This window comes from Actinomycetospora succinea (assembly GCF_004363095.1).
Taxonomy (GTDB): domain Bacteria; phylum Actinomycetota; class Actinomycetes; order Mycobacteriales; family Pseudonocardiaceae; genus Actinomycetospora; species Actinomycetospora succinea.
Genome location: NZ_SNYO01000013.1, coordinates 74605 through 101168, shown reverse-complemented (window position 1 = coordinate 101168; position 26564 = coordinate 74605). Strand labels below are relative to the sequence as shown.

Below are 26564 nucleotides of genomic sequence, written 5' to 3'. Positions count from 1 at the left end.
CTCAGCGGTACTCGGCGGTGGTGACGCGCGGGACGTCCGCGGCCGTCGACGACGCCGAGATGCCCGCGTGCAGCGCGACGACCAGCACCGCGGCCGCCACCGTGATCCAGGCGGTCAGCTCGACGATCGTGCGCTTGTTCTGCTCGTGCTGTGCGGCCTTCGCCGTGCGGCGACCGGGCACCGGCGTCTCCCTCCGTGTTCCCCGGCCACCAGGATGGACGATCGCGCAGTGTGACCCCGGTCAGGGGTCGGCGTGATCATCCGGCGTGTCGCAGGATCGCCGCCGCGACGAGGTCCGGCGCCGTCATCAGGGCGGCGTGGGCCTGGCCCGGGAGGTCGACGACCACGGCGTCGGTCAGCGCGTCGGCGACGGCGCGGGTGGAGGCGTGCAGGTGCTCGGCGCTCTGCTCACCGAGGAGCATCACCGTGGGCAGGCCGACGCCGCGCAGGGCGTCGGTGCCCTCCGGCATCCGCACGAGCTCCCGGCCCTCGCGCGTCCAGGTGTGCACCGCGGCGACGCGCTGCGGCCACGACGGCGCGCGCTTCATGCCCTCGACCGCAGCGGGCGGCGCCTGCACCAGCCGGAGCATCCCGATCTCGAGCGCCCCCTCCGGATCGCCCGCCGCGAGCCGGGCGTCCATGGCGTCCAGCGTCTCCGTGTCGTCGGCGCGCCCCGGGAGCGGCCACGGCGGCTCGTACAGCACGAGGCCGGCCGCCGGCAGCTCACCGGACGCCGCGGCGCCGAGGACGCAGACCGCGCCCGAGGAGTGAGCGGCGACGACCGCCTCGCCGCCGAACCACGCGGCCACCGTTCGGACGTCCTCGTACTCGCGCTCGAAGGAGTACGGCTCGGTGTCGCCCGAGTCGCCCTTGCCGCGCCGGTCGGCGAGCCAGACGGCGAACCGCCCGTCGAGCCCCGCCGCGGTGGGGCCCCAGATGCCCCGGGGCGCGGTCGCGCCCGGGAACGTCACCAGGGGCCGCGCCCCGTCGGTCACGCGCTCGAGCGCGATCGCGGTCCCGTCGGCGGAGACGACGTGGTGGCTCGGTCCCGGCACGACGCCGAGTGTGGCGCCGCCCCCGGACCGTCACCAGGACGGTCCGGGGCCGGACGTCAGCCCAGCAGCGTCGCGTCCGCCGGCGAGAGGCGGTCGGTGATCGTGTTCTTCTGGTGCCAGTACGGGTAGAGCAGCGGCGTCGCGCTGACCTCGTCGAGGCGGGCGACCTCGTCGTCGGTGAGCGCGAGCTCGGCGGCCGCGAGGTTGTCGGCCAGCTGCTCCTCGGTGCGGGCGCCGACGACCAGCGAGGTGACGCCCGGCTTGCGCAGCAGCCAGGCGTTGGCGACCTGGGCCACCGAGACGCCGTGCGCGTCGCCGATCTCCGCGGCGACCTCGATGATGTCGTAGAGGCGCTCGCGGTCGTGGACCGGCGGCTCGGACCACTCGCCGAGGTGCCGCGAGGTCTCCGGGTCGTCCTGGCCGCGGCGGAACTTGCCTGAGAGCAGCCCGCCGGCGATCGGGCTCCAGACGAGGATGCCGAGCCCCTGGTCGATCGACACCGGCACGAGCTCGTTCTCGGCCTCGCGGGCCTGCAGCGTGTAGTGGATCTGCTGGGACACGAAGCGCTGGTACTCGCCGCGCTCGGAGACGCCGAGGGCCTTCATGATGTGCCAGGCCGAGTAGTTCGAGCAGCCGATGTAGCGGATCTTGCCCTTGCTGACGAGGGTGTCCAGCGCCTCGAGCGTCTCCTCCAGCGGCGTCACGCCGTCCCAGCCGTGGAGCTGGAAGAGGTCGATGTGCGCGGTGTCGAGGCGGCGCAGGCTGTCCTCGACGCTCTTCACGATGTGCTGGCGCGACGCCCCGCCGTCGTTCGGGCCGTCACCCATCGGGAAGCGGCACTTGGTGGCGAGGAACAGGTCGTCGCGGTGGTTCTTCGTCGCCTGGCCGACGATCTCCTCGGACACGCCCGCCGAGTACATGTCGGCGGTGTCGACGAGGTTGACGCCGTGGTCGACGCACAGGTCGATCTGGCGGGTGGCGCCCTCGACGTCGGTGGCGCCGAGCTTCTCGAAGCCACCCTTGCCGCCGAAGGTCATCGTGCCCATGGTCATCGTCGAGACCTTGAGGCCCGACCGTCCGAGAGTGCGGTACTCCATGCCGGTCGGTTGCCCGCGACCCCTCGGACGGGAACGTGACATGAGCGAAGGGCACCTTCGCTCGGAGAGACCGAGCGAAGGTGCCCTTCGGTCAGGACAGCGGGTCAGGCGCGCGAGGTGAGGTCGGGGCGCACGGCCAGCAGGACGCCGAGCACCGCGTAGCCGACGAGGAAGTGCACGCCGGCCACGACCGGGCCGACGACGTCGCCGAGGGGCACGGCCGCCGCACCGATCAGCAGCCACGAGCAGGCGAAGGGCGCCCAGACCCGCAGGACGCCGCGCCAGCGCCCGACGACCGCGACGGTGACGCCGACGACGACCATCCCGAGCATCGACAGGGGCCAGGACGGGTCGAGCACCGTCGCGACCGTGCCCCACTCCCCGCCGCCCGCGGCGGCGGCGAAGGCCGACTGGATCGTCGCGATCCCGAGGATCACCGCCTCGACGACCAGGAGGCCGCGACCGACGCGCCCGGTCCCCGTGCCGCGGGTGATCCAGAGGGCCACGAGCAGGCAGAACACGCCGAGCTGGAGGGCGATGCCGCTGAGGTCGATGACGAAGCCGCCGCCCGTCGCGCCCTCGAAGAACAGCCAGCAGACGCCGTAGACCGCGGCGCCGACCGCGAGGCCGGCACCGAGCACGCGGAGCGCGCCGGAGGGCGGCGACACCCCCGGCGATCGGGACGGGGTGGACGGCGCGGCGCCGGCGGTCGCGGGCAACTCGGGGCGGGAGGCGGTGGTCATCGTGGGCTCCTTCGGCAGGGTGGACGGCGTTCGGGTCGGGGTGATCAGGCGCGGACCGCGAGGTCCGGACGGGTGACGAGCAACAGGCCGAGGACGGCGTAGCCGACGAGGAAGTGGGCGCCGGCGACGACCGCGCCGAGGGCCGGGCCGAGCACGAGGAGCGCCGGCATCGCCACGAAGAACCACGTCTCGGCGACCACCGGCCACGCCCGCAGTACCCCGCGCCAGCGGCCGGCCACGGCGACCTTCACGCCCAGGACCGCCATGCCGAGCATCGACAGCGGCCAGAACGGGTCGAGGACCACCGCGGCGGTGCTCCACTCGCCGCCCATCGACGGCAGGGTCAGCGCCGACTGCACCGTCGCGACCGCCAGGATCACGGCCTCGACGATGATCATGGTGCGGGCCAGCCGCGACGTGCCGGCCGCGCCGGTGCGCCACATCGCGGCGAGCAGGCAGAAGACGCCGAGCTGGAAGAGCAGGCCGCAGAGGTCCGACGCGAAGCTGCCGTCGGTCGCCGCCTCGCCCCGGGTGATGCCGAGGCCGATGAACGCGGCGCCGTAGGCCGTGGCGCCGGCGGCGAGCCCGGCGCCGAGGAGGCGGAGCGACCGCGTCGACGGGACCGCCGACGCCACGGGGGCGCTCGGGCGATCCACGTCGGTCCGGGGGGCGTCGGTGCGGACGCGGGCGGGGGTGGTGCGGATCGTCGTCACGGCGGGCTCCCGGGTGAAGGGGTCGGTGAGGAGTCGGTCGAGCGGGCGGGCCGGTCGAGGAGTCGGGCTGCGGTCGGCCTGCGGCATGACGAGAACTCTCGGCTCCCGGCCGTCCCCGGCGGCAGGGCCGCGGGCCCCGCCCCGGTCCCGTCGATGTCCCGGTCCCCCGGGACACACGACGGGACGCCGGTCCGGGGACACCGCCCGCCCGAGCTGCCACGATCACCGCATGGCGATGGAGGTCGGCGAGTCGGTCGCGCCCGCGACGGCGCCCGCCGACCCCGCCGGCCGCCCGAGCGACCGGGACGACGAGACCCCGCGACGCCGCCGCCCCACGACCGTCCTCGCCGTCGGGGCCGTGGCCGTCGCGCTCGGGGTGCTCGCGGTCGTCCTCGACGTCTCCGGCCGCGGGCTGACGCTGCCGCGGTCCATCGACACGGCGGCGGGCTGGCCCAACGCGGTCGCCGGCCTCGCGCAGCTGCTGCCGGGCCTGCTGGTGCTGCGGGACCGTCCCCGGCACCCGATCGGCTGGGTCCTCGTCGCGTCCGGCGTCCTGTGGATGATCGGCGGCCTCGCGTCGGCGTGGATGGTGTTCGCGGTCTACCGCCACCCCGAGCTCCCGGGTGCGGTCCTCGGCCTCCACCTCGGCTACCGCTGGGGTGCCTTCGCGATCGTGGGGCTCCCGCTGCTCATGGTGCTGTTCCCCGACGGGCGGTTCCCGCGCCCCCGCGCCTGGCGGGCCGTGGCGGTGTTCGCGGTCGCCGCGACGGCGGTCATGCCGGTCGTCGCCGTGCTCGTGCCCGCCGACGTCGCCCGCGCCTTCTCCGGCGGCGACACCCCCGCCCCGATCGCCGCCCTGCCCTTCGACCAGCTGACGCTGGACCTGCCGTGGTGGCCGACGATCTTCGCCGTGGCGCGCCTCCTGCCGGCGGTCGGCCTCCTGACGGCCCTGGTCGTGGTGGCCGCGCGCTACCGCGCCGCGCGCGGCCGGCGCCGGCTGCAGATGCGCTGGCTGGTGTGGGCCGGGGCGGTGTCGGCGCTCGCGATGGCCGTCGTGCAGGCGCTGCCGCCGGCGTGGCTCATGATCGGGCTGATCGCGAGCATCGCGGTCACCAGCTCCGCGGTCGTCGTCGCGATCACCCGCCACCGCCTCTACGACATCGACCGCCTCCTGCCCACGACCGTCGTCGCCCTCGCCCTGGGCCTGCTCGTGCTCGCCGTCGACGGGCTGGTCCTGCTCGTCGCCGGCGCGGCGTTCGGGGGTCGCGACGCGGGCCTGCTCGCCGTGGCGATCGTCGCCGTGCTCTACACGCCGCTGCGCAGCAGGCTCTGGGGCGCCGCCCGCCGGCTGACCCGCGGCTCCCGCGACGACCCCTACGCCGCCGTGGCCACCCTGGCCGGGCGGCTGGAGACCGCGGTCGCGCCCGGCGAGCAGCTCGCGGCACTGGCCCGGTCGGTGGCCGAGGCGTTCCGGCTGCCCTACGTCCGCGTCGAGATCGACCGCGCCGACGGCGCGCTGGCCGTGGTCGAGCACGGGCACACCGACCGTCCGACGGCCGTGCTGCCCATCCGCTACCGCGACGAGACGATCGGGCGCGTCGTCGTCGACGAGGGGCGCCGGCTCTCGGACGCCGACCAGCGCCTCCTCGGCGACCTCCTGCGCCAGGCCGCGGCCGCGGCGCGCGCCGGCGCGCTGTCGGCGTCGCTGCAGCAGGCCCGCGTGGACCTGGTGACCGCCCGCGAGGAGGAGCGCCGGCGGCTGCGCCGCGACCTGCACGACAGCCTCGGCCCCGGGCTCGGCGCGGTGACCCTGCGCATCGAGACCGCGCGCGGCCTCGCCGCCAGGGACCCCGCGGCCGCGGACGGGGTGCTCGCGCAGGCCGTCACCGACGTCGGCACCCTGCTCGCCGACGTCCGGCGCCTCGTCCACGACCTGCGCCCGCCCGCGCTCGACGAGCTCGGGCTGCTCGGGGCGCTGCGCAGCCAGGCCCGCCGGCTCTCCGGCGACGGGCTGGTGATCGAGGTCGACGGGGAGGTCGGCGAGCTGCCGGCCGCCGCCGAGGTCGCTGCGTTCCGGATCGCCTCGGAGGCCATGACCAACGTCGTCCGCCACGCCGGCGCGACCCGCGCCGACGTCACCCTCGAGCACCGGCCCGACCGGCTCGTCGTCACCGTCGCCGACGACGGGCGCGGGATCGGCGCCGACGTCGTCGCGGGCGTCGGGACGCTGTCGCTGCGCGAGCGCGCCGCCGAGCTCGGGGGGCGCACGAGCGTGTCCTGCCCGCCCGACGGCGGCACCGTCGTCACCGCCGACCTGCCGCTGGAGATCCGTTGAGCGACATCCGCGTTGTCCTGGCCGACGACCACCCCGTCTACCTCGACGGCCTGGCCGGCCTGCTGGCCACGGTCGACGGGATCGAGGTGGTCGGCACGGCGACCGACGGGATGGCCGCCGTCGAGACCGCCGCGGCGCTGCGCCCCGACGTCGTCGTCATGGACGTGCAGATGCCGGAGCTCGACGGGATCGCCGCCACCCGCCGGGTCGTCGACGCCGACCCCGCCGTCGGCGTCGTGGTGCTGACGATGAGCGAGGAGGACGAGACCGTCTTCGCCGCGCTGCGTGCCGGGGCGCGCGGCTACCTGCTCAAGGGCGCGACCAAGGACGAGATCGTCCGGGCGGTGACCGCGGTCGCCGAGGGCGACGCGATCTTCGGGCCGGCGCTGGCCCGGCGGGTGGTCGAGTTCCTCGCCCCGCGGCAGGCCACCGTCGACGTCTTCCCGGAGCTGACCGCTCGCGAGCGCGAGGTGCTCGACCTGGTGGCGGCGGGGCGGGCGAACCCGCAGATCGCCTCGGCGCTCTTCCTCTCGCCCAAGACCGTCCGCAACATCGTGTCGGCGATCTTCACGAAGCTGCACGTCGCCGACCGGGCGGAGGCCATCGTCCGGGCCCGCGAGGCCGGGCTGGGGCGCGCCTGAGGCAGGCCCGGTCAGTGCTCGCCGGGCAGCGCGAGCGTCAGCACCCGCGCGGCCGGGCTCCCGGGCGCCGTCGTCAGCCGGACCTCGCCGCCCCGGCGCCGCGCCGCCTGGAGCGCCTCGAGCACCAGGCCGACCCCGGCGCTGGCCAGGTGCCCGACGCCGCGCAGGTCGATCTCCAGCGACATCCCGTCGACCGCCCCGAGCAGCGCGTCGCGGCAGTCGGCGGCCCCGCCGAGGTCGAGGTCGCCGGCGAGCACCACGCGGCGGGCGTCGCCCGTGTCGTCGACCGCGATCGAGGCCGGGGTCCCGGGCCGGCGCTCCTCCCCCGTCGCCGTGGCCGCGACCGGCTGCTCCTCGCCCGGCTCCATCCGGAACGCGACCCGGGTGCCGCCGTCGGGCGAGGTGGTCACGGTGGCGTCGCGGCTGACCTCGCGCAGCAGCGTCAGGCCCCGGCCGCGGAACCCGGGGTCGGCCGGCGCGGGGCGCCAGGTGCCGTGGTCGACCACGCTCGCGTCGGTCGAGCCGTCGGCGCGCCGCGCGATCCGCACCGCGACCTCGCCGGACCCGTCGTCGTCGCGGTAGCCGTGCTCCACGGCGTTGGTGGCGGCCTCGCCGAGGGCGAGCTGCAGGTCGCCGAGGACCACCTCGGACAGGCCCGCCGCCCGGGCCCAGCGCGACGTGCGCCGGCGCAGGGTCGCCAGGGCGTCCGCCCGCGCGGGCAGCGTCAGCTCCAGGGGCGGGGGCGCGAGGCGCGCGACGACGAGGGCGACGTCGTCGGAGCGGGTGCCGAGGTCGGCGAGCAGCGCCCCGGCGAGCGCGTCGGGGGCGGCGGCGCGGTGGCGCTCGGTCGACGCGAGGAGCCGCTCGAACCCCTCGTCGAGGGTCTCGCCGCGGCGCTCGACGAGCCCGTCGGTGTAGAGCACGAGGACGCCGCCGGGCTCGATCGTCATGACGGCCTCGCCGTGGTCGCGCAGGCCGGGCGGCAGGCCGAGCAGCGGGCCGTGGCCCGCCGGGTCCTCGAGGAGGTGGACCGCGCCGCCGTCGGCGGGGGCGAGCAGGGCGGGCAGGTGCCCGGCGCGCGCGTAGCGCATCTCGCCGGTGCTCGTGTCCAGCGTCAGGCACAGGGCGGTCGAGGCCTGCGAGCCCGGGATGCGCGAGGTCAGGCCGTCGAGCAGGCCGAGGGCCTCGGCGGGCCCGTGCCCGGCGAGCAGGTACCCGGACAGCGCCGTGCGCAGCTGGCCCATGACCGCGGCCGCCGCCGTGCCCTGCCCGACGACGTCGCCGACGGCGATGGCGACGCGGTGCTCGTCGAGCTCGACGACGTCGTACCAGTCGCCGCCGGCCTGGGTGCCGGTCGCGCCGGGCAGATAGCGGACGGCGAGCCCGAGGCGGTCGAGCGTCGGCAGGGCCTGCGGGAGCAGGCTGCGCTGCAGGGTGTCGGCGATCTGGTGCTCGGCGCGGTAGAGCCGCGCTCGGTCGAGGGCGATCGCGCACGGCTCGGCGAGCGCGACCAGGGCGATGCGCTCGGTGCGCGGGACGCGGAAGCGGTCGGGCAGGCCCACACCGATGGCGCCGACCGTGACCCCCGCGGCCACCAGCGGCAGCGCCATCGCGCCCCGGATGCCGGCCTCGCGCAGCGTCGCCCGCAGGTGCTCGGCGTCCAGCGTCTCGGGGCCGCCGCCGACCAGCCACAGCGGCTCCCCGCTGTCGATCGCGGCCCCGACCATCGTCGGCGACTCGCGCCCGCGGGTGACGACGGGCGGGTCGACGTTCACGGCGGCGAGCGGGGCGAGGTTGCCGGTGCGGGGGTCGTACTCGAAGACCGCGACCCGCGCCGAGGGGCCGAAGAGCGAGCGGAGGTGCCCGACGGTCACGTCGGCGACCTCGGCGGGCGTCGCGGCCGCGGAGAGCTCGGTGGTGGCGCGCTGGAGCAGGGAGAGCCGGGCGGCCGTGGCGCGCTCCTCGGCGAGGAGGAGGGCGTTGTCGAGGGCGAGGGCGGCGCGGGCCGCGATCTCCTCGACCAGGTCGAGGTCGTCCTCGCTCCAGCCGGGCGCCCCCTCGGCGCGGGCGAGCGTGAGCAGGGCGACCGGGTGGTCGCGCACCGTCAGCGGGAGGTGCAGGACACCGGACTCGGTCACCGCGGCGCGGGCGTCCAGGGCCCGCCGCTCGCCCTCGCCGACCCCGTCGGGGGACAGCGGGACCGTGGTGACGTCCGCGCCGTCGGCGGCCGTGGCCGCGCGCCCCCGGCCGGGCACGCCGTCCTCGTCGACCGACCGCGCGGTGGCGCGCACCGCGAGACCCACCTCGACGAGCAGGCGCACGAGGCTCTCGAGCCGGTCCATGATCTCGGGCTCGCCGTCGAGCTCGGCCCCGACGCGGGCGAGCAGCCGCTGGCGCTCCGTCTCGAGCCAGCGCGCGTGGACGTCGATGCAGCTGCCGACCCAGCCCGAGACGCCGGCCTCGCCGGGCAGCGGGACGGCGTGCTCGGCGACCCGGTGGTACGCCCCGTCGTGACCGTCGCCGCGCCGGAGCCGGTACTCGATCTCCCAGCCGCGCCCGCCCGCCATCGCCGCGGACGTGGTGTCCCGGTAGCGCTCGCGGTCGTCGGGGTGCATCCCGGCGAACCAGCCCTGCCCGCGCTCGTCGGCGTCGGCCCGCCCGGTGAAGCGCCGCCACCCGGCGTTGTGGAAGGTGCGTGCGCCGTCGGCGTCGGCCACCCAGATCATCGCCGGGGCGAGGTCGGCCATCGCCGTGAACCGGATCTCCGCGCGGCGGCGCGCCCGGCCGAGCTGCAGGTGGGCGTCGACGCGGGCCCGCAGCTCGGCGGCGGTGAACGGCTTGACCAGGTAGTCGTCGGCCTGCGCGGCGAGGCCCTCGACCGCGGCCTCCTGCCCGGCGCGGGCCGAGAGCAGCAGCACCGGCACCCGCGCGGTCCGCTCGTCGGCGCGCAGGGCCGTGAGCAGCGAGAGGCCGTCGCGCCGCGGCATCATCACGTCCGAGACGACCAGCTCGGGCGGGTTCTCCTGCGCCGCGACCAGGGCCTCCTCGCCGTCGGTCACGACGCGCACGTCGTGCTGCGGGGCGAGCAGGCGGTGCAGGTAGGAGCGCATGTCGGCGTTGTCGTCGGCGACGAGGATGCGGCCCCGGGCGAGGTCGGTGCGTTCCTCCGGTCGACCGGTCCCGGGCTCGTCGGGATCGGGCAGCCAGCGCATCGCCTCGGCGACGAACGACTCCGCGTCCGCGGACGGCCCCGCCGCGGGCGCGGGCTCGTCGACGACCTCGTCCGCAGGGATGGGTGCCCGCCCGAACGGCAGCGTGACGGTCATCGTGGTGCCGACGCCGAACTCGCTCGCCGCGCTGACCTCGCCGCCGTGCAGCCCGACGAGCTCGCGGACCAGGGCGAGCCCGATGCCGCTGCCCTCCCCGGAGCGCGCGCCCTCCCCCTCCACGCGGTGGAAACGCTCGAACAGGCGGGGCAGCTCGGCGGCGGGCACCCCGACGCCGGTGTCGGCGACGTGCAGGACGGCCTCGTCGTCGGTGGCCTCCACCCGGACCGACACCGAGCCGGAGGTGGTGAACTTCAGCGCGTTGGAGATCAGGTTGAGGACGACCTTCTCCCAGGCGTCCCGGTCGAGCAGCAGCGGGCGTCCCAGCGGGGCGCTGTCGACCACGTACTCGAGGCCGGCGCGCTCCATCGCCGAGTGGAACATGCCGGCCAGCTCCTCCGTGGCCTGCCCGAGGTCGGTCGGCACGTAGTGCGCCTGCCGGTGGCCGGCGTCGAGCCGCGAGAAGTCGAGCAGGCTGTTGACCAGCCGGCCGAGCCGCCTGCCGTTGCGGTAGATGATCTCGAGCTCGTGGCGCCAGTGCTCCGGGTCGATCTCGCGCGCGTCGCGCAGGTCCTCGACCGGGCCCATGATCAGGGTCAGCGGGGTGCGGAACTCGTGGCTGACGTTGGAGAAGAACTCCGTCTTGGCGCGGTCCAGCTCGGCGAGCGCGTCCGAGCGCCGCCGCTCGGCCTCGAAGCCGCCGGCGTGCGTGAGGCCCGCGGCGATCTGCCCGCCCAGCAGCTGCAGGAAGCTCGCCGTGCGGTCGTCGTAGCGGCGGTGCGGGTTGACGCCCGCGACGAGGAAGCCCGCGATCCCGGCCTCGCCCTCCCCGGGGGCGGCGGCGAAGGGGACGAGCACGGCCTGCGTGGCGGGCCGGTCCCACGCGCCGTGCGGGACCTGGTCGCCCCAGCGCGCGGCGAGGTCGTCGACGAGCACCGGGGCGCCCGTCGTGAGCCGCTCGGCGGGCCAGGGACCGGCGCCGCGCACGACCGTCGCCGGGGCCACCGGCGAGCCGGGGGCGACGCCGGAGCTCGCGGCCAGGCGCGCGACGCCGTCGTCCTCGTCGACCAGGTAGACCAGGGAGAACGGCAGGTCGCGGTCGTTCTCGCCGAGCGTGCGCTCCACCGCGCCGAGGACCTCGTCGCGCGAGCGCGCCGGGCCCATCGCCGTGCCGAGGTCGCGCATCGTGGTCAGCCGCCGGTCACCGATGACGCGCTCGGTGGTCTCGGTGACCACGCACAGCATCCCGGCGATGCCGCCGTCGGCGTCGGCGAGCGGGCTGTAGGAGAAGGTGTGGTAGGTCTCCTCGGGGTAGCCGCTGCGCTCGAGGAACAGCAGCAGGTCCTCGTCCCAGGTCGCGATGCCCGTCTCGAGCACCGAGGCGATCCGGGGGCCGATGTCGGGCCAGATCTCCGACCACATGACGTGCGCCGGCTTGCCGAGCGCCCACGGGTGCTTCGACTGCAGCGTGTCGCGCCAGTAGGCGTCGTTGTAGAAGACCGTGAGCTCCGGGCCCCAGGCCATCCACATGGAGAAGCGCGACGTCAGGAGCATCCGCACGACGGTGCGCAGCGGCGTCGGCCACTGCTCCGGCTCGCCGAGCGGCGTCGCGGTCCAGTCGACCGTGGCCATGTCGGCGCCGACCCGCCCGCCGCCCGCGACCAGCGCCTGCGTGCCGGGTGAGACGTCGCTCCCCATGTCACCGCCCCCGTGCCGCTGTGGACGACCGGATCGTCCCACCTCGCCGTGGTGGACGTCTCGATCCGGGCTCATCATCCCGGTGGCGCACCACGCATGCGCAGGGGGCTCGTCGGGAAGCATCGCTGCCGTGGCACACGAGTTCGCGGTATGGGCGCCGGAGAGCACCTCGGTCGGGCTGGTGCTCGACGACAGGACCGAGGCGATGGCCGCCGGGGACCAGGGCTGGTGGACCGTCACCGTGCCCGGGGCCGGCCCCGGGACCGACTACGCGTTCTCGCTGGACGGCGGCGACCCGCTGCCCGACCCGCGGTCGCGGTGGCAGCCGCACGGGGTCCACGCGCCGTCGCGGCTGATCGAGGTCGAGCCCTCCCCCGCCGACGCCGCCTGGACGGGCCGGTCGCTGCCGGGCTCGGTGATCTACGAGATGCACGTCGGCACCTTCACGCCGGGCGGCACGTTCGCCGCGGCCGAGGAGCGCCTCGACCACCTCGTCGACCTCGGCGTCGACCTCGTCGAGGTCATGCCGGTGAACGCCTTCGACGGCACGCGCGGCTGGGGCTACGACGGCGTGCTCTGGTACGCGGTCACCGAGAACTACGGCGGCCCCGTGGCGTTCCGCCGCTTCGTCGACGCCTGCCACGCACGCGGGCTGGGCGTGGTGCTCGACGTCGTCTACAACCACCTCGGACCCTCGGGCGCCTACCTCGACCGGTTCGGGCCGTACTTCCTCGGCGAGAACGTGTGGGGGCCGTCGCTGAACCTCGACGGCCCGGGCTCGGACACGGTGCGGGCCTACATCCTCGACAACGTCACGATGTGGCTGCGCGACTACGGCGTCGACGCCCTGCGCCTCGACGCCGTGCACGCGCTGCGCGACGCCCGGGCGACGCACCTGCTCGAGGAGATGGCCGACCACGTCGTCTCCCTGTCGGCCCACCTGCGCCGCCCGCTGACGCTGATCGCCGAGTCGGACCTCAACGACCCGCGCCTCGTCACCTCGCGCGAGGCCGGCGGGTACGGGCTCGACGCGCAGTGGTGCGACGACATCCACCACGCCCTGCACTCCACGCTCACCGGCGAGACCCAGGGGTACTACGCCGACTTCGGCGCGTTCTCGGCGCTCGCCGAGGTCCTGCACCACCCCTTCCACCACGCCGGCACCTGGTCGACGTTCCGCGGCCGCACCCACGGGCGGCCCGTCGACCTGCTGCGCACGCCCGGGCACCGGTTCCTCGCCTACCTGCAGGACCACGACCAGGTCGGCAACCGCGCGGGCGGCGACCGGCTCTCGGCCACCGTCTCCCCCGGGCTGCTGGCCTGCGGCGCGGCGCTGGTGCTCTGCTCGCCCTACACCCCGATGATCTTCATGGGCGAGGAGTGGGGCGCCGCGACACCGTGGGCGTTCTTCGTCGGCTTCGAGGACCCGGGCCTGCAGGAGGCCGTGCGGGAGGGGCGCACGAAGGAGTTCGCCGAGCACGGCTGGGGCGCCGCCGAGGTGCCGGACCCGACGGCGCTCGCGACGTTCGAGGCGTCGCGGCTGGACTGGTCGGAGCCCTCGCGGACGCCGCACGCCGAGCTGCTCGAGGTCTACCGCAGGCTCATCGCCCTGCGCCGCGCCCACCCGGAGCTCACCGACCCGCACCTCGACCCGGTCCGCGTCGAGCACGACGACGACGCGCGCACGCTGGTCGTGCACCGGGGCGGGCTGCGGCTGGCGGTGAACCTGGGGGCGTCCCCGGCGACGCTGCCCGTGGCCGCCGCCGACGTGCTGTTCGCGCCGGCGGGCGTCGACGCCGCCGACTCCTCCCTGACCGTTCCCGCGGAGTCGTTCGCCCTGGTGCGGACGTAGGTCCGGGGTTGTCGGGGGGCCGTGCGAGCGTGCCCCCTATGACCGATCTGAGCGGATGTGTCGCGCTCGTCGCCGGGGCCACGCGGGGAGCCGGACGCGGGATCGCCGTCGAGCTCGGGGCCGCGGGCGCGACCGTGTGGTGCACCGGACGGAGCACCCGCGAGCGCCGCTCCGAGTACCGGCGGCCCGAGACCATCGAGGACACCGCCGACCTCGTCACCGCGGCGGGCGGCACGGGGATCGCGGTGCCGACCGACCACCTCGACCCGGACGCCGTCGCCGCGCTCGTGGCCCGCATCGAGCACGAGCAGGGCCGCCTCGACGTGCTCGTGAACGACATCTGGGGCGGCGAGCTCCTGGTCGAGTGGGACGTCCCGGTCTGGGAGCACGACCTCGCCAACGGCCTGCGGACGCTGCGGCTCGCGATCGACACCCACCTGGTCACCGCCCACCACGCGCTGCCGCTGCTCGCGCGACGGCCGGGCGGGCTCGTCGTCGAGGTCACCGACGGGACCGCGGAGTACAACGCCGCGCAGTACCGGCTCAACGTCTACTACGACCTGGCGAAGATCGCGCCGATCCGGCTGGCGCGGTCGTGGGCGCACGAGCTGGCCGGCCACGGCGGCACCGCGGTCGCCGTGACGCCGGGCTGGCTGCGCTCGGAGATGATGCTCGAGCACTTCGGGGTCACCGAGGAGACCTGGCGCGACGCCCTCGACGGCGAGCCGCACTTCGCGATCTCCGAGACCCCGCGCTTCGTGGGGCGCGGCATCGCCGCGCTGGCCGCCGACCCGGCGCGGCACCGGTGGAACGCGGCGTCGACGTCGTCGGGCGAGCTGGCCCGCGCGTACGGCGTCGACGACCTCGACGGCTCGCGGCCCGACGCGTGGCGCTACATCGTGGAGGTGCAGGACGCGGGGAGGCCGGCGGACGTCACGGGGTACCGGTGATCGTCCTGATCAGGCGCGGTAGCTCCGCGCGAGGGCCGCGAAGCCCTCCGGATCGACGAGCGAGGTCGTGTCGCCCGTCTCCTCGCCGCGGGTGACGCCGAGCAGCAGGCGGCGCAGGATCTTCCCGCTCCGCGTCTTGGGCAGGGCGTCGACGACGACCACGCGCGAGGGCCGGGCGACCGGCCCCAGCTCGCGGGCCACGTGCGCCCGGAGGTCGGCGGTCGGGTCGGTCGCGTCGTCCTCACCGCGCAGCACGACGAACGCGACGATCGTCTGCCCCGTGGTCTCGTCGGGGCCGCCGACGACACCGGCCTCCGCGACCCGCGGGTGGCTCACCAGCGCGGACTCGACCTCGATGGAGGAGAGCCGGTGGCCGGAGACGTTCATGACGTCGTCGACGCGGCCCTCGAGCCAGACGTACCCGTCGGCGTCGACGTGGGCGCCGTCCCCGGCCGTGTACCAGCCCTGGTCGCGGAAGTCGGCGAAGTACGACGAGACGAACCGGTCGGGGTCGCCCCAGACCGTCCGTGCCATCGCGGGCCAGGGTCGGTCGACGACCAGCAGCCCGCCCTCGTCGGGCCCGCAGGCGGTGCCGTCCGGGTGGACGACCCGGACCGAGATCCCCGGCAGGGGCAGGGTCGCCGACCCCGGCTTCAGGGCCGTGGCGCCGGGCAGCGGGGCGACCATCGCCGCGCCCGTCTCGGACTGCCACCACGTGTCGACGATCGGGCACCGGCCGGCCCCGACGTGGTGGTGCAGCCAGCGCCAGGCCTCCGGGTTGATGGCCTCGCCCACCGACCCGAGGAGGCGCAGCGAGGACAGGTCGTGGGCGGCCGGGACCTCCTCGCCCCACTGCATGAACGTCCGGACCAGCGTCGGCGCCGTGTAGTACACGGTCACGCCGTACTTCTCGATGATCTCGAAGTGGCGGCCCCGGTGCGGGGTGTCGGGCGTGCCCTCGTAGAGCACCTGCGTGACGCCGTTGGCGAGCGGCCCGTACACCTCGTAGGTGTGGGCGGTGACCCACGCCAGGTCGGCCTGGCACCAGTACACGTCGTCGGGCCGGTGGTCGAAGCAGGCCCACGCGGTCCAGGCGGTCTGGGTGAGGTAGCCGCCTATGGTGTGGACGAGGCCCTTGGGCCTGCCGGTCGTCCCCGAGGTGTAGATCAGGAACAGCGGCGTCTCGGCCGGGAACGCCTCCGCGGTGTGCTCGGCCGGCCGGTCGGCGAGGGCCTCGTCCCACCACACGTCGCGCTCCGCCGTCCACGGGACGTCCTGACCGGTGCGCCGCACGACGAGGACGTGCTCGACGGAGGGGACGCCCTCGACGGCGGCGTCGGCGTTCTCCTTGACGGGCACGGCCTTCCCGCGGCGGTACTGGCCGTCGGTGGTGACCACGAGCTTCGCCCCGCCGTCCTGCACGCGGAAGCGCAGGGCCTCGGCGGAGAAGCCACCGAAGACCATCGAGTGGACTGCCCCGATCCGCGCGCAGGCGAGCATCACCACGACGGTCTCGACCAGCACGGGCAGGTACACGACGACGACGTCGCCGCGCCCGACGCCCAGCGCGGTGAGGGCATGGGCGGCGCGGGCGACCTCGGCCTGCAGGTCGGCGTAGGTCACGCGGCGCTCGTCGCCGGGCTCGCCCTCCCACAGCAGAGCGGTCGTGTCACCCTGCCCGGCCTCGACGTGCCGGTCGACGCAGTTGCGCGCCACGTTGAGCGTGCCGTCGGCGAACCAGCGGACGAACGGGAAGTCGGCGCCGTCGTAGGACTCGGTCGGGGGCGTCGACCACTCCAGGCGGCGGGCCTGCTCGAGCCAGAACGCCGCGGGGTCGGCGGCGGCGCGCTCGCGCAGCGCCGCGGCCTCGGCGGCGGGCACGGTCGCGGTGGCCGCGAGCTCGGGCGGGGGCGGGACGACCTCGGTCATGCCCGGCGTGTGCCCGGTGGAGGGGCCTGCGGCCCACGTGAGTGATCCGGGTCGCCATGACGACCCGGATCACTCACGTGGCCGTCGGCCATCACAGCAACGGGACGAAGGACACGGGGATCAGGCGCTCCGCGCTGCCGTCGCGGCGCATCCGCACGAGGTCGCCGTGGCGCCCGTGCCCCACGGGGCAGACGAGGACGCCGTCGTCGGCGAGCTGCTCGAGCAGGGCGGCGGGCACCTCGCCCTCGGCCATCGCGGCCACCGAGATCGCGTCGAACGGCGCGCGGTCGGGGGCGCCGAGGCGACCGTCGCCGTGTCGGACCTCGACGGCGTGGCCGGTCGCGGCGAGCGCGGCGCGGGCGGACGCGGCGAGCGAGGGGTGGTACTCGACGGTGACGACCTGGCGCGCGAGCAGGGAGAGCACCGCGGCCGCGTAGCCGCTGCCGGCGCCGACCTCGAGCACGCGCTCGCGTCCGGTGAGGCCCAGCAGGGCGGCCATCGCGGCCACCATCGCCGGCGCCGAGATCGTCTGGCCGCAGGCGATCGGCAGCGGCCCGGGGCCGTAGGCCTCGTCCGCCCGGTGCGCCGGCACGAACCGGTGCCGCGGCACCCGGCCCATGGCCGCGAGGACCCGCTCGTCGGTGATCCCCTGCTCGCGCAGGCCCGCGACCATCTCCCGCCGGCGCCGTCCGTGGTCGCTCATCAGACGTCCGGCCGCAGACGCTCCAGATCGGCCGCGAGCTCGTCGGCGGGCACCGGCAGCACCGTCGGCGGCAGCACGACCGGGCTCCCCAGCCGCCCGGCCTGCGCCCGCCCGACGCGCGCCCGCGCCGGGGTGGTCCGGGAGAGCACGGCCTCGGGGTCGCGGACGCCGATGACCAGCATCGACCCGCCGCGGGCGGGCAGGACGTCGATCCCGCCGATCTCCGACCAGGGCAGGAACCCCGCGGCGACGATCGACCCGCCGTCGTCGATGCCGTCTCCGGTCGCGATCAGCAACGGCTTCCCGCGGGCCAGGCGCAGCGCGGCCCGGACCGCGCCCACGCCGAAGAACAGGACGAGCACGACGCCGAGGACCACGCTCGCGGTGCCGCCGGCGAGCACCAGCCACACACCGGCGGCGAGGCCGATCACGCCGGTGACCAGCGTGACCACCGGCGCGGTGCGGGGCGCGCGGACCTCGAGACGGTCGGGCTCGCGGGTGAGGCCGGAGCTCACGGGCACCACCTCTTGTGGTCGGCGCGCAGGTCGCGGTCGGCGACGGCCTCGACGCCGGAGCGCTGGGCGCGCGCGATGGTCCGGGCCGTCGTGTTGCCGTCGGCGACCCCGGCGGGCAGCCAGACCGCGCGCCCGCCGACCGCCGCGACCTCGTCCACCACGGCCTCCCAGGCGGCGGGGGCACGGAAGACCACCACGAGGTCGGGCGTCGGCACGTCGGCGAGCACCGGGGCGCACAGCCGGCCGAGGGTCTCGACGACGTGCGGGTTGACCAGGTCGACCGTCCACGCCGTGCGGTCGAGGAGGTAGGCGGCGAGCCGGAAGCTGGGGCGGTTGAAGCGGTCGGAGACGCCGAGCACCGCGACGCGCCGCACCTGCGTCAGCAGCGCGCCCACGGCGGCGTCGTCCACCAGCCCCGTCCCCGATCCCACGCCCCCATCCTCCCGCACCCCACGTGAGTACATTCCTGCCCTCCAGCGCCGGAAAGTGCTCACGGGGCTGGGAAACTTGCGTCGCACCGGGGACGCACAGACAGTCGTGCCGTGGCCACCGTCGATCTCCCCTCCCCCCGCACCCGTCCGGAGAGCGCGGAGGAGTCGCTCGAACGGGCTCTCCGGGAACGCGTCGACGGCGAGGTCCGCTTCGACGCCGGCTCGAAGGCCGCGTACGCGGTCGACGCCTCGAACTATCGCCAGGTGCCGATCGGCGTCGTCGTCCCGCGCTCGATCGAGGCCGGCGTCGAGGCGCTGGCGGTGTGCCGCGAGCACGACGTGCCGGTGCTCTCGCGCGGCGGCGGCACGAGCCTCGCCGGGCAGTGCTGCAACGCGGCCGTGGTGATCGACTGGTCGAAGTACTGCACCCGGATCGTCTCGGTCGACGAGGACGCCCGCACCTGCGTCGTCGAGCCCGGCATCAAGCTCGACGACCTCAACGCCGCCCTGCCCGGCCGCCTGATCTACGGCCCGAAGCCCGCGACGCACGTCAGCTGCACGCTCGGCGGGATGATCGGCAACAACTCCTGCGGCTCGACCGCCCAGGTGTTCGGCAAGGTCGCCGACAACGTCCGGCGCCTCGAGGTGCTCACCTACGACGGCCTGCGGATGTGGGTCGGGCCGACGTCGGAGGAGGAGTACGCGGCGATCCAGGCGGCGGGCGGCCGCCGCGCGGAGATCTACCGCGGGCTGCGGGCGATCGCCGAGGACCACGCCGGCCTCGTCGCGGCGCGCTTCCCGGACATCCCGCGGCGCGTCTCGGGCTACAACCTCAACGATCTCGTGCCGGGAGCCGGGTTCGACCTCGCCCGCGCGCTGGTCGGCACGGAGTCGACGCTGGTCACGGTGCTGCACGCCGAGCTGGACCTGGTCGTCGAGGCGCCGGAGACCGCGCTGGTCGTGCTGGGGTTCCCCGACGTCGTCGCGGCCGCCCGGTGCGTCGACGCGATCCTGCCGCACGCGCCGCACTTCCTGGAGTGCATCGACCGCAACATCGTCGAGTTCGAGCGGGTCCGCGGCTTCCACCAGGACGCGATGGCCGCGATGCCCGAGGGCCACAGCTGGCTGATGGTCCAGATGCGCGACGAGGACGCCGGCCGCGCCGTGGCCCGCGCCGAGGCGCTGGCGGCCGACCTCACGGCGCAGGGCCCGACGATCCTCACCGTCACCGACCGCGCCCAGCAGGCCGAGCTGTTCGCGATCCGCGAGTCCGCGCTGCCGGTGTCGGCCCGCGACCCGCGCACCGGCGTCGACAACTACGAGGGCTGGGAGGACGCGGCGCTGCCCACCGACCGGCTCGGCGACTACCTCGCCGAGTGGGTCGCGCTGCTCGAGGAGTACGGGTTCACCGGGAGCACGGCCATCTACGGGCACTTCGGGCACGGCTGCATCCACACGCGCATCCCCTTCGACCTGCGCACGCCCGCGGGCGTCGCCGACTACCGCACGTTCATGGAGCGCTCGGCGGACCTGTGCGTGAAGTACGGCGGGTCGCTCTCGGGCGAGCACGGCGACGGGCAGTCGCGCGGCGAGCTGCTCGAGCGGATGTACGGCCCGGAGCTGGTGCGGGCGTTCGAGTCGGTGAAGGCCCTGTTCGACCCGCGGAACCGGATGAACCCCGGCAAGGTCGTGCACCCCTACCGCCTCGACGAGCACCTGCACGTCGGCGCCGACTACGACCCCGCCGAGCCCGCGTCGGCGTTCGCCTACCCGTCCGACGACGGGCGCTTCACCCGCGCGATCGAGCGCTGCATCGGCGTCGGGCGGTGCCGGCGCACCGACGGGGACGTCATGTGCCCCTCGTACCGGGTCACCGGCGAGGAGCACCACTCCACCCGTGGGCGCTCGCGGCTGCTCTGGGAGATGCTGCGCGGGCACGCGGACTCGCCGATCACCGACGGCTGGCGCTCCACCGAGGTCCGCGACGCCCTCGACCTCTGCCTGGCGTGCAAGGGCTGCCTGTCGGACTGCCCGGTCAACGTCGACATGGCGACCTACAAGGCCGAGTTCCTGCACCACCACTACGCCCGCCGGCCGTGGCGCCGGCCGCGGTCGCACCTGTCGATGGGTTGGCTGCCGGCGCTGTCGCGGGTGGCGTCACCGCTGGCCTCCCTGGTCAATCGCGTGACGTCGTCGCGGCTCTCCGGCCTGCTCAAGCGCGCCGGCGGCATCGACGAGCGCCGCGCGATCCCCGCGTTCGCCACCCCGCGGTTCTCGCACTGGTACCGCGCCCGCGGGCCGCGGGGCACCGGCGAGCGCGGCGAGGTGCTGCTCTGGCCCGACACGTTCACCGAGTTCCTGCACCCGCGCGCGGGCGCCGACGCGGTGCGCGTGCTGGAGGCGGCGGGGTTCAGGGTGCGCCTGCCCGAGCGCGAGCTGTGCTGTGGGCTGACGTGGGTGACGACGGGCCAGCTGGGCGTCGCCGCGCGGGTGCTCGGGCGCACGCTCGATGCGCTGGCCCCGGCGGTCGGCGCGGGGATGCCGATCGTCGGCCTCGAGCCGAGCTGCACGGCGGTGTTCACCGACGACGCCCCGAATCTGCTGCCCGGGCCGCGCGCCGACGCGATCGCCGCGGCGACGACGACCCTCGGGCGCCTGCTCGCCGAGCGCGCGCCGGACTGGGCGCCGCCGGGGATCGCCGGCCGCGAGGTGATCGTGCAGCAGCACTGCCATCAGCACGCGACCGGCGGCTACGGCGCCGAGACCGCCGTGCTGCGCCGCGGCGGAGCCGAGGTGGAGGTGCTCGACTCGGGCTGCTGCGGGCTCGCCGGCAACTTCGGGTTCGAGCAGGGGCACTACGAGGTGTCGGTGGCGTGCGGGGAGCAGGTGCTGCTCCCCCGGGTGCGGTCGGCCTCCACCGACACGGCCGTCGTCGCCGACGGGTTCTCGTGCCGCACACAGATCGACCAGCTCACCGACCGGCGCGGCGACCACCTCGCGACCCTCCTCGCCGCCGGCCTCCCCCCGGAACCCCTCCCCTGGTGAGGTACTCCGTCCGGCCTCTGTGAGCGAATTTCCCGGCTATAGCCGGGAAATTCGCTCACATACTCCGGATGGCCGAGCTAAGGCGGTCGACGGACTCGGCGAGGACGGGGCGGGACATGGCGAGGTTGAGGCGCATGCCGCCGCGACCCGCCTCGCCGCACGCGGCGCCGTCGGTCATGACCACGCCGGCCTCGCGGGTGAAGAACGCCGACGAGGGCTCGGCGAGGCCCAGGCCGCGCGCGTCCAGCCACGCCAGGTAGGTCCCGTCGGGGACCGTCACCTCGATCCCGGGCAGGTCGGCGTCGGCGAGCAGGGCCCGGTTCCCGTCGAGGTAGGCGAGCACCTCGTCCAGCCAGGCGCGCCCGTCCCGGTACGCCGCCGTCGACGCGAGCACCCCGGGGGTCGCCGTCCCGTGCTCGGCGAGGTAGCCGGTGGCGGTCCAGTGCTCGGCGTCGGCGGCGTTGGACAGGATCACCTGCCCGCACTTCAGGCCCGGCAGGTTCCAGGCCTTCGACGCCGAGGTCGCCGTGATCGTGTGCCCCGCGGCCGCGTCGGACGTCGTCGCGTAGGGCCGGTGGCGCGCCCCGCCGAACGTCAGCGGCGCGTGGATCTCGTCGCTGAACACCCGCGCGCCGTGGCGCTCGACGATCTCGGTGACCGCCGCCAGCTCGGCGTCGTCGAACACCCGCCCCGTCGGGTTGTGCGGGTTCGTGAGCACGAGCAGCCCCGCGCCGTCGGCGAACCCGCGGTCGATCGCCTCGAGGTCGAGCTCGAAGCGCCCGCCGGCCGAGCGCGGCATCGGCACCTGCACCAGCGCGCGGTCGATCATCCCCGGCACGGTGAGGAACGGCATGTAGGCCGGCGTCGGCAACAGGATCGGGCTCCCGGGTCGCGTGAAGTGCCGGACCGTGGCCGTGAACGCGGTGAGCACGTCGGGCACCGGGCGCACCCACGCCGGGTCCAGGGCCCACCCGAGCCGGTCGCCCCAGAACGCCGAGCACGCCGCGGCCATGTCGGCGACCCAGTCGTCGGGCAGGTAGCCGAACGCCGACGCGTCGGCGGCCGCCCGCACGGCGTCGGCGACGGGCGGCGCCACCGGGTAGTCCATCTCGGCGACGAAGGCGCCGATCAGGCCGCGACCCCGGGACTCCCCCGGCGTCGACCACTTCCACGACCCGCCGGCCCGCATGTGCTCGGCGGTGAGGGCGTCGAACCGGTGTGCCACGTCAGCGGCTGTCCTCGCCGATCTTGTGCACGCGCAGCAGGTTGGTCTTGCCGACCGTGCCGGGCGGCGAGCCGGACACGATCACCACCAGCTCGCCCGCGGCGAACCGCCCGATCTCGAGCAGCGACGCGTCGACCTGGCGGATCATCGCGTCGGTGGTCTCGGCCCACGGGACGAGGAAGGTCTCCACCCCCCACGAGAGCGCCAGCTGGCTGCGCACCTCGGGGATCGGCGTGAACGCCAGCACGGGCAGCCGGGTGTGCAGCCGGGCGAGGCGCCGGACCGTGTCGCCGGTGCGCGTGAACGCGACCAGCGCCCGGGCGTTGAGGCGCTCGCCGATGTCGCGCGCCGCCGTCGTGACCACGCCGCGCTGGGTGCGCGGGACGTGCTGGATCGGCGGCACCGACGCCGGCCCGACCTCGACCGCGGAGACGATGCGGGCCATCGTCGACACCGTCTCGATCGGGTAGTCCCCGACGCTCGTCTCGCCGGAGAGCATCACCGCGTCGGCGCCGTCGAGCACGGCGTTCGCGACGTCGGAGGCCTCGGCCCGGGTCGGCCGGAAGTTGTGGATCATCGACTCGAGCATCTGCGTCGCGACGACCACCGGCTTGGCGTTCTCGCGCGCGATCTGCACCGCCCGCTTCTGCACCAGCGGGACGTCCTCGAGCGCCAGCTCCACGCCGAGGTCGCCGCGCGCGACCATGATCGCGTCGAACGCGAGGACGATCGCCTCGAGCGCGTCGACCGCCTCGGGCTTCTCGAGCTTCGCGATCACCGGGAGGCGCGCGCCCGTCTCGTCCATGATCTTGTGGACCAGCTCGGCGTCGGCCGGCGAGCGCACGAACGACAGGGCGATCATGTCGACGCGCAGCCCGAGCGCGAAGCGCAGGTCCGCCTCGTCCTTGTCGCTCATCGCGGGGACGGAGACCGCGGTGTTGGGCAGCGAGATGCCCTTGTGGTCGGAGACCCGGCCGCCCTCGATCACCTGGGCGACCACGTCGCGGCCCTCGACGGCGGTGACCTCGAGGGCGACGTTGCCGTCGTCGACCAGCAGGGACTCGCCGGCCCGCACGTCGTCGGCGAGGCCGGAGTAGGTGGTGGAGACCCGGTCGTGGGTGCCCTCGACGTCCTCGGTGGTGATGCGCACGGTCTCGCCCGTGGCCCACATCTGCGGGCCGTCCGCGAACGTGCCCAGGCGGATCTTCGGACCCTGCAGGTCGGCGAGGATGCCGACCGCGCGGCCCTCGGAGTCGGCCGCCTCGCGCACGAGGCGGTAGACGCGTTCGTGCTCGGCGTGGGTGCCGTGGCTGAAGTTGAGGCGGGCGACATCCATCCCGGCGCGGACGAGGTCGCGGATGGCCTCCGGTGAGGACGTCGCCGGCCCCAGCGTGCACACGATCTTGGCTCGTCGGCTCACGGCCCCATGCTAGACGGTTCTGCACCGATCCAGCAGCGGCGGCGCGAGCACGACGCGCCGTCCGGGGCCCCGGACTAATGTGGACCGATGACCGCGTCGTCGTCACTGCCGGAGCCCGAGGGGGATCCCGGCCCGGCCGACGGTCCCGGTCCCCCGAAGGACATCGGCGACCTGACCGGCAGCAAGACCGTCGACCGCGGCCCGGAGGCGATCATCCGCCCGGCGCGCCGGTGGGAGGTCCCGGTCGCGCTCGAGATCGCCAGCGGCCTCGCGTGGCGGGTGCTGCTGCTCGCCACGGCCGGCGCGATCGTCGTCTACGTCATGGGGCTGCTCTCGGCGGTCCTCATCCCCGTGGTGCTCGCGGTCATCGCCGCCTCGCTGCTCGCACCGGAGGCCCACGCCCTGTCGCGTCGGTGGCGCCACGTGCCGCACGCGCTGGCCACGGCGCTCGTCCTCTTCGCCGGCATCGCGATCGTCACCGCCGTCTTCTACGGCGTCGTGCTCGCGTTCATCTCCGGCCTGCCCGACCTGACCACGCAGCTCACCGCGAGCCTCACCGGTATCCAGGAGTGGCTGCGCACCGGCCCGCTCGGCCTCAACAACGAGCAGTTCAACGCCATCGGCACCCAGGTCATCGCCTACCTGCAGTCCAGCCAGTCCACGCTCGCGACCAGCGCGCTCGGGGCGGTCGGGACCGTCGGCGAGCTATTCACCGAGATGCTGCTGACGCTGTTCACGCTGATCTTCTTCGTCTACGACGGCGGCCTCGTCTGGCGCTTCCTGCTCGGCGCCGTCCCGAAGGCCGCGCGGAACCGCACCGACATCGCCGGGCGGCGGGCCTTCGCCTCGCTCGTCGGCTACACGCGGGCGACGGTGCTGGTCGCGGCCGCCGACGCGGTCACCGCCGGCCTCGGCCTCTGGCTCATCGGGGTGCCGCTGGCCGTCCCGCTGGCGGCGCTGATCTTCTTCGGCGCCTTCGTCCCGACCCTCGGCGCCGTCGTCACCGGCGTCGTCGCCGTGCTCGTCGCCCTGGTCAGCGGCGGGCTCACCGACGCCCTGCTCGTCGTCCTGCTGCTCATCGCCGTGCAGAACATCGAGGGCTACATCCTCCAGCCCCTGCTGCTCGGGCGGTCGATCAAGCTGCACCCGCTGGCCGTCGTGCTGCCGATCGCGTGCGGCCTCGTCATCGCCGGCATCCCCGGCGCCCTGCTCGCGGTGCCGATCGTGACCGTGCTCGACTCCGGCATCCGCTCGCTCGTGCGCCCCTCGGACGGCGCCGGCCTCGACCCGGCGACGGTGAACCCGCTCGACCCCCGCTCCGCCCGCCCGGAGTGGCACGACGTGGAGCCGTCGGCCACCGGGCTCCGGGGCCTGTTCCGGCGGCGGCGCCCGGGCTGAGCCACCGTGGCGTCATTGTGGCGCCATAGTCTCTTGCGTATGGCGCCACGATGCGCCATCGTGGCGTCATGCAGCTGAACGTCTACGTCGACCGGCTCCGCGAGGAGTTCGCGGCGGCCGCCGAGGCCGCCGGCGACGACGTCCGCGACGTCGCCGAACGCCTCGTCACGCCCCTCGACGCGGCCACCCGCCTCGTGCTGCTCGAGGCGCTTGCCGCCGCCACCGAGGAGATCACCCTCGACCTGGCCCCGGGCTCGGTGCACCTGCGGCTGCGCGGCCGCGACCCCGACTTCGTCGTCGCCCCGGCGGTCGAGCGGGCACCGGAGCCGTCCGCCGAGCCCGAGACGCACGACGGGCCCTCGGCCCGCGTCAACTTCCGCCCGCCCGAGAGCCTCAAGGCCCGCATCGAGGAGGCCGCCGCGCGCGACGGCCTGTCCGTGAACACCTGGCTCGTCCGCGCCGCCACCGCCGCGCTCGGCACCCGCGCCGACGCCACGCCCCGCTCGACGACGCCGACCACGTCCGGCCGCGCCGGCTGGTTCGGCTGATCACGCACATCGAGAACCCACCCGCGAGCTCACGGGGTCCACCGGACCCCGAGGAGGCGATGACCCGTGCCCACGTTCGACACCCCCGAGCCCATCACCGCGACGATCGACCTCCCGATCGGCGAGGTCCGCGTCGTCGCGACCGACCGCCCCGACACCACCGTCGAGGTCCACCACTCCCCCGCCGACCAGGCGGAGGCCGAGGCCGTCTCGGTCGAGATGCTGGGCGCCGAGCTCCGTGTCCAGGGCCGCCGCCTCGGCCTGCGCGCCCTGCGCATCCGCACCCCCGGCAGGTCGCTCGAGGTCGAGATCGGCCTGCCGAGCGACTCCTCGGTGAGCGCCCGCACCACCTACGGCAACATCGCCGTCGAGGGCCGGATCGCGGGCTGCCGCGCCCAGGCCACCTACGGCGACGTGCGCATCGAGGATGCGGCGGCCGCCGACCTCGCCACCAGCTACGGCCAGGTCCGCGTCACGGGAGCCGTCGAGGGCGACGCCACGGTGAGCGCCGAGCACGGCGACGTGCGCGTGCACCGCATCGGCGGCGACGCCGACCTCACCACCAAGCACGGTGGCGTCCACCTCGACGACGCCGGGGGCACCGTGCGCCTCACCGGCGTGCACGGCGATCTCGAGGTCGACGCGGCCGCCGGCGACGTCGTGGCCCGCAGCGCGTACGGCGCCGTGCGCCTCGCCCGGGTGATCCGCGGCGAGGTGTCCCTGACCAGCACCTACGGGCGTCTCGAGATCGGCGTCGACCCCGCCAGTGCCGTCTGGCTCGACGCCGACACCCGCGGCCAGGTCCGCAACGCCCTTGAGCCGCGGCCGAGCCCCGAGGGGTTCGCCGAGACCGTCGCCATCCACGCCCGCTCCCGCGACGGCGACGTCGTCGTCCGGCGCGCCTGACCCACCCGCCCCACCCGCGGACCGCGCCCCGAGG

The 26564-nt window shown here is 75.4% G+C and carries 20 protein-coding genes; 8 read left to right on the top strand and 12 right to left on the bottom strand.

The genetic code is table 11. The features are described 5' to 3' along the window. Position 1 precedes the first annotated feature (1 nt). The 5 genes from EV188_RS28855 to EV188_RS28835 form a co-directional block, all read right to left on the bottom strand. The gene (locus tag EV188_RS28855; protein ID WP_133829780.1) at positions 2–181 is read right to left on the bottom strand and encodes a hypothetical protein; all 180 of its coding nucleotides are present in this window, start codon (positions 179–181) and stop codon (positions 2–4) included. A 76-nt stretch (positions 182–257) separates the two neighbouring features. Beyond that, a complete protein-coding gene (locus EV188_RS28850) occupies positions 258–1055 on the bottom strand; it encodes an alpha/beta fold hydrolase (protein ID WP_133829779.1) in 798 nt (265 codons plus the stop codon). A gap of 56 nt (positions 1056–1111) precedes the next feature. After that, entirely contained in the window at positions 1112–2107 is a 996-nt protein-coding gene (locus EV188_RS28845; RefSeq protein ID WP_243742075.1) for an aldo/keto reductase, read from the bottom strand. A 149-nt stretch (positions 2108–2256) separates the two neighbouring features. Next, on the bottom strand, positions 2257–2895 hold the full coding sequence (locus EV188_RS28840) for a hypothetical protein (protein ID WP_133829777.1): 639 nt from the start codon (positions 2893–2895) through the stop codon (positions 2257–2259). A gap of 44 nt (positions 2896–2939) precedes the next feature. Further along, positions 2940–3695: a hypothetical protein gene (locus tag EV188_RS28835; RefSeq protein WP_133829776.1), complete on the bottom strand. Its 756-nt coding sequence runs from the start codon at positions 3693–3695 to the stop codon at positions 2940–2942. 142 nt (positions 3696–3837) lie between these two features. On the opposite strand from EV188_RS28835, the gene EV188_RS28830 reads away from it, so the two are divergent. Continuing rightward, positions 3838–5943, top strand: a complete 2106-nt coding sequence (locus tag EV188_RS28830) for a sensor histidine kinase (protein WP_133829775.1) — start codon at positions 3838–3840, stop codon at positions 5941–5943. Continuing rightward, positions 5940–6584 carry a response regulator transcription factor gene (locus EV188_RS28825; RefSeq protein ID WP_133829774.1) on the top strand — a complete coding sequence of 215 codons (645 nt, stop codon included), beginning with the start codon at positions 5940–5942 and terminating at the stop codon, positions 6582–6584. Before EV188_RS28830 ends, EV188_RS28825 begins: the two co-directional genes overlap by 4 nt. 11 nt (positions 6585–6595) lie before the next feature. Here EV188_RS28825 and EV188_RS28820 read toward each other — a convergent pair whose 3' ends face one another. Next, a complete protein-coding gene (locus EV188_RS28820; RefSeq protein ID WP_166660146.1) occupies positions 6596–11608 on the bottom strand; it encodes a SpoIIE family protein phosphatase in 5013 nt (1670 codons plus the stop codon). A 130-nt stretch (positions 11609–11738) separates the two neighbouring features. Between EV188_RS28820 and treZ the strand changes: the two genes are divergently transcribed. Next, a complete protein-coding gene (gene treZ, locus EV188_RS28815; protein ID WP_243742074.1) occupies positions 11739–13460 on the top strand; it encodes a malto-oligosyltrehalose trehalohydrolase in 1722 nt (573 codons plus the stop codon). Between the two features lie 38 nt (positions 13461–13498). Beyond that, the gene (locus tag EV188_RS28810; protein WP_133829771.1) at positions 13499–14410 is read left to right on the top strand and encodes an SDR family oxidoreductase; all 912 of its coding nucleotides are present in this window, start codon (positions 13499–13501) and stop codon (positions 14408–14410) included. 9 nt (positions 14411–14419) lie between these two features. Here EV188_RS28810 and acs read toward each other — a convergent pair whose 3' ends face one another. The 4 genes from acs to EV188_RS28790 form a co-directional block, all read right to left on the bottom strand. Further along, positions 14420–16339: an acetate--CoA ligase gene (gene acs, locus EV188_RS28805; RefSeq protein ID WP_133829770.1), complete on the bottom strand. Its 1920-nt coding sequence runs from the start codon at positions 16337–16339 to the stop codon at positions 14420–14422. Between the two features lie 91 nt (positions 16340–16430). Continuing rightward, complete coding sequence (locus EV188_RS28800; RefSeq protein ID WP_133829769.1) at positions 16431–17042, bottom strand: protein-L-isoaspartate(D-aspartate) O-methyltransferase; 612 nt, start codon at positions 17040–17042, stop codon at positions 16431–16433. Then, on the bottom strand, positions 17042–17557 hold the full coding sequence (locus EV188_RS28795) for an STM3941 family protein (protein ID WP_133829768.1): 516 nt from the start codon (positions 17555–17557) through the stop codon (positions 17042–17044). Before EV188_RS28795 ends, EV188_RS28800 begins: the two co-directional genes overlap by 1 nt. Then, the gene (locus tag EV188_RS28790) at positions 17554–17988 is read right to left on the bottom strand and encodes a CoA-binding protein (RefSeq protein WP_166660145.1); all 435 of its coding nucleotides are present in this window, start codon (positions 17986–17988) and stop codon (positions 17554–17556) included. Before EV188_RS28790 ends, EV188_RS28795 begins: the two co-directional genes overlap by 4 nt. Positions 17989–18099: 111 nt before the next feature. Here EV188_RS28790 and EV188_RS28785 point away from each other — a divergent pair, with 111 nt between their 5' ends. Then, entirely contained in the window at positions 18100–21033 is a 2934-nt protein-coding gene (locus tag EV188_RS28785; RefSeq protein ID WP_133829766.1) for an FAD-binding and (Fe-S)-binding domain-containing protein, read from the top strand. Between the two features lie 55 nt (positions 21034–21088). On the opposite strand, the gene EV188_RS28780 is transcribed toward EV188_RS28785, so the two are convergent. Continuing rightward, the gene (locus EV188_RS28780) at positions 21089–22258 is read right to left on the bottom strand and encodes a MalY/PatB family protein (protein WP_208114412.1); all 1170 of its coding nucleotides are present in this window, start codon (positions 22256–22258) and stop codon (positions 21089–21091) included. Between the two features lies 1 nt (position 22259). After that, complete coding sequence (gene pyk, locus EV188_RS28775) at positions 22260–23678, bottom strand: pyruvate kinase (RefSeq protein WP_133829765.1); 1419 nt, start codon at positions 23676–23678, stop codon at positions 22260–22262. A gap of 87 nt (positions 23679–23765) precedes the next feature. On the opposite strand from pyk, the gene EV188_RS28770 reads away from it, so the two are divergent. The 3 genes from EV188_RS28770 (at position 23766) to EV188_RS28760 (ending at position 26530) form a co-directional block, all read left to right on the top strand. Then, positions 23766–25076 (top strand): AI-2E family transporter, encoded by a 1311-nt coding sequence (locus EV188_RS28770; RefSeq protein ID WP_133829764.1) that lies wholly within the window; start codon positions 23766–23768, stop codon positions 25074–25076. 68 nt (positions 25077–25144) lie between these two features. Continuing rightward, complete coding sequence (locus tag EV188_RS28765) at positions 25145–25624, top strand: type II toxin-antitoxin system HicB family antitoxin (RefSeq protein ID WP_133829763.1); 480 nt, start codon at positions 25145–25147, stop codon at positions 25622–25624. Positions 25625–25690: 66 nt separating this feature from the next. Continuing rightward, complete coding sequence (locus EV188_RS28760) at positions 25691–26530, top strand: DUF4097 family beta strand repeat-containing protein (protein WP_133829762.1); 840 nt, start codon at positions 25691–25693, stop codon at positions 26528–26530. Positions 26531–26564: the final 34 nt, after the last annotated feature.

What these genes read in the sequence shown, in the direction of transcription:
- EV188_RS28845 (WP_243742075.1), bottom strand. Translation starts at nt 2,107, where the DNA reads ATGACCATGGGCACGATGACCTTCGGCGGCAAGGGTGGCTTCGAGAAG.
- EV188_RS28840 (WP_133829777.1), bottom strand. Translation starts at nt 2,895, where the DNA reads ATGACCACCGCCTCCCGCCCCGAGTTGCCCGCGACCGCCGGCGCCGCG.
- EV188_RS28835 (WP_133829776.1), bottom strand. Translation starts at nt 3,695, where the DNA reads ATGCCGCAGGCCGACCGCAGCCCGACTCCTCGACCGGCCCGCCCGCTC.
- EV188_RS28830 (WP_133829775.1), top strand. Translation starts at nt 3,838, where the DNA reads ATGGCGATGGAGGTCGGCGAGTCGGTCGCGCCCGCGACGGCGCCCGCC.
- EV188_RS28820 (WP_166660146.1), bottom strand. Translation starts at nt 11,608, where the DNA reads ATGGGGAGCGACGTCTCACCCGGCACGCAGGCGCTGGTCGCGGGCGGC.
- EV188_RS28810 (WP_133829771.1), top strand. Translation starts at nt 13,499, where the DNA reads ATGACCGATCTGAGCGGATGTGTCGCGCTCGTCGCCGGGGCCACGCGG.
- acs (WP_133829770.1), bottom strand. Translation starts at nt 16,339, where the DNA reads ATGACCGAGGTCGTCCCGCCCCCGCCCGAGCTCGCGGCCACCGCGACC.
- EV188_RS28800 (WP_133829769.1), bottom strand. Translation starts at nt 17,042, where the DNA reads ATGAGCGACCACGGACGGCGCCGGCGGGAGATGGTCGCGGGCCTGCGC.
- EV188_RS28770 (WP_133829764.1), top strand. Translation starts at nt 23,766, where the DNA reads ATGACCGCGTCGTCGTCACTGCCGGAGCCCGAGGGGGATCCCGGCCCG.
- EV188_RS28765 (WP_133829763.1), top strand. Translation starts at nt 25,145, where the DNA reads ATGCAGCTGAACGTCTACGTCGACCGGCTCCGCGAGGAGTTCGCGGCG.